Consider the following 3,043-nt stretch of genomic DNA (forward strand, 5'->3'; position numbering starts at 1 on the left):
GCCGGCCGGTCAGACCGGGAGTGCCTCACCGCAAGGTGAGGCGGCCTGAGCGCCACTATCGGGCGCTCTTATGCAACGGGAGGTCAACCGGCCGCCGCGAAGCCCAGGGCGGCCAGTAGCCGGGGACCGACCGTGGTGCTCGTTCCCGCTCCGAGCGTGAGCAGTAGGACCCCCCGCGACGCCTCGTCGCTCAGGGCGGCGCGGACGTCCGTGGCGAGTCGTTCGACGAGTTCGGACCAGGACACGTAGTACGTTGCCGCCGGCTCGCTCACCCGCTTGACCAGGTCGACGGCATGCAGACCGAGGTCGTCGGTCTCGCGGGCGGCATAGATGTCGGTGACGTACACCCGGTCGGCGTCGCCGAACGCGGCCGCGAAGTCATCCAGCAGCGCGGCGAACCGACTGAACGTATGTGGCTGGAGTACCGCCCAGATCTGCCGTCCCCGAGCCCGCGAACGGGCCGCGGCGAGCGTCAGACGGATCTCCGTCGGATGATGCGCGTAGTCGTCGATCACCTCCAGGCTGCCCGGACCTCCGGCGGGCCCGGTGCCGGTGCTGCCGTTCCAGAAGCCCACGAACTCGAACCGTCGGGCCGCGCCGGTGAAGGTCGTCAGGGTGGTGAGGGTCTGGGCGGGAGCGACTCCCAGTTCGGTGGCGGTGGCGAGGACCGCGAGCGCGTTCAGCACCGAGTGTCGGCCGGGTATCGTCAGGGTCAGCGCACCGACCTCCTGGCCGGCCCGCAGGACGGTCGCCCCGGTCATGTCGTCCCCCGCGGTGGTGACGACGTCGACCGCGCGCCAGTGGCGTTCCGGCTCGAAGCCGTAGTCGATCACCGCGACGTCCTTGCCGGGCCGCTGGCGACCCAGCTCGGTGAGGACGGCGACCACCCCGGGATGATCTCCGCAGACAACCAGTCGTCCACCCGGCCGGACCCGTCGGGCGAACGCGGCGAAGGCTGCCCGGACCGATGCCTCGTCGGGGAAGACGTCGGGGTGCTCCCACTCAACGTTGGTGATGACGGCGATGCTCGGGTCGAGGCCCGCGAAGGCGCCGCCGTACTCGTCGGACTCCAGGACGAAGACGTCGCCGGAGCCGGCCAGCGCGTTCCCCCCCAGCTGTGACACCTCTGCGCCGATGACCGCCGTGGGATCCAGCCCGGCGGCGCGCAGGACCAGGGTGAGCATCGCCGAGGTGGTCGACTTGCCGTGCGAACCGGCGACGGCGACCAGCCGGTACCCGGCGGTGAGCTCCGGTAGCCATTCCGAACGGCGGCGCACGGGCAGACCGAGCGCGCGGGCGGCGACGATCTCCGGATGGTCGTCGGGCAGCGCGCTGGACGCGACCACGACATCCGCACCGGCGAGCTCGGCGGCGACGGCGGCCGGACCGGGCGTGGCCCCGATCCGGATCGGTACCCCCCGTGCGCGTAGGGTCGCCACCCGGGGCGAGTCCTCGGAGTCGCTGCCGCTCACCGTCCCGCCGCCCGCGAGATGGATCTGGGCCAGCGGAGACAGGCCGCTGCCTCCGATGCCGAGGAAATGGACGTGCTGGGTGCGCTGACCGGTCACGGGAGGCAGTACACCATCATCGGCTCCGGGGATGGTGAGGTCCCTTGATCCGTGGCACGGCCGGGTGCCGGGATCCGTACATTGAGCGGGACCCGTACATTGAGACGAAGCCCTCGCCGGCTGTCCAGGGGAGGTCGCCAGAGGCGAGCCACGGCTACCATAGACCCCTTCTGGGGCGGGGGCCCCGCATGCTGGCGAAGCCACCATGCGGGGAAAGTCGTGACGCGCCGACAGCGTCCTTGACCACCGCCGGAGCCGTGCCTACTGTCCGATCCACAGTCGGAAGTTGACATAACTGTAACCGTCTAGCTGGCGGTGAAGGTTGAGGCTTCGACTGCTTTCCCGCTCGCCGCGTGGCTCCGCCTTCCCGCGGCGGCGCAGGGGCGGGGTAACCCCCGTCCGACCACCGACGCCGCTGGAGGACCGACACCGCATGGCTGCCCCACAGAACTATCTCGCGGTCATCAAGGTCGTCGGGATCGGTGGTGGTGGCGTCAACGCCGTCAACCGGATGATCGAAGTCGGTCTCAAGGGCGTCGAGTTCATCGCCATCAACACCGACGCCCAGGCCCTGCTCATGAGCGACGCCGACGTGAAACTCGACGTCGGCCGTGAGCTCACCCGAGGCCTCGGCGCCGGAGCCGACCCCGAGGTCGGCCGCCAGGCTGCCGAGGATCACCGGGAGGAGATCGAGGAGGTCCTCAAGGGGGCCGACATGGTCTTCGTCACCGCAGGTGAGGGTGGTGGCACGGGTACCGGCGGTGCGCCGGTCGTCGCGAACGTCGCCCGCTCCCTCGGAGCACTCACCATCGGTGTGGTCACCCGGCCGTTCACCTTCGAGGGTCGGCGCCGGGCCACCCAGGCTGACACCGGTATTGACACTCTTCGTAATGAGGTCGATACCCTCATTGTCATCCCGAACGACCGTCTGCTGGCGATGACGGACCGGGACATCAGCGTTCTCGACGCCTTCCGCAGCGCCGACCAGGTGCTGCTCTCCGGTGTCCAGGGCATCACCGACCTGATCACCACGCCCGGCCTGATCAACCTGGACTTCGCCGACGTCAAGACGGTCATGTCCCATGCCGGCAGCGCCCTGATGGGCATCGGACGGGCCCGCGGCGACGACCGGGCCACCGTCGCCGCCGAACAGGCCATCGCGTCCCCCCTGCTCGAGGCGAGCATGGACGGGGCCCAGGGGGTGCTGCTCAACATCTCGGGTGGGTCGGACCTCGGCCTGTTCGAGATCAACGCGGCCGCCGAACTGGTCGCCGACGCGGCCCACCCGGAAGCGAACATCATCTTCGGTGCGGTCATCGACGACGCACTCGGGGACGAGGTGCGGGTGACGGTCATCGCCGCCGGCTTCGACACCGTCCAGGACCGGCGGACCCGCACCCTCAACGCCGCGGGGCAGCGGCGCCCGCCGGGGCCGGCCGGCGGGTCGGCTGCCGGGCCGCCGACCGTGGCCGCCC

The 3,043-nt window shown here is 70.6% G+C and carries 2 protein-coding genes; one reads left to right on the top strand and one right to left on the bottom strand.

Annotated features, from left to right (window positions below; genetic code table 11):
• Nucleotides 1–83 precede the first annotated feature (83 nt).
• Nucleotides 84–1,568, bottom strand: coding sequence for a UDP-N-acetylmuramate--L-alanine ligase (murC, locus tag AC08OQ_RS18890; protein WP_476602362.1), 1,485 nt, complete (start codon nt 1,566–1,568; stop codon nt 84–86).
• 433 nt (nt 1,569–2,001) lie between these two features.
• Between murC and ftsZ the strand changes: the two genes are divergently transcribed.
• A partial coding sequence (gene ftsZ / locus AC08OQ_RS18895) for a cell division protein FtsZ (RefSeq protein WP_476602363.1) occupies nt 2,002–3,043 on the top strand: 1,042 nt, incomplete at its 3' end.

The sequence above is a fragment of the Frankia sp. CcCS3 genome (assembly GCF_977927575.1).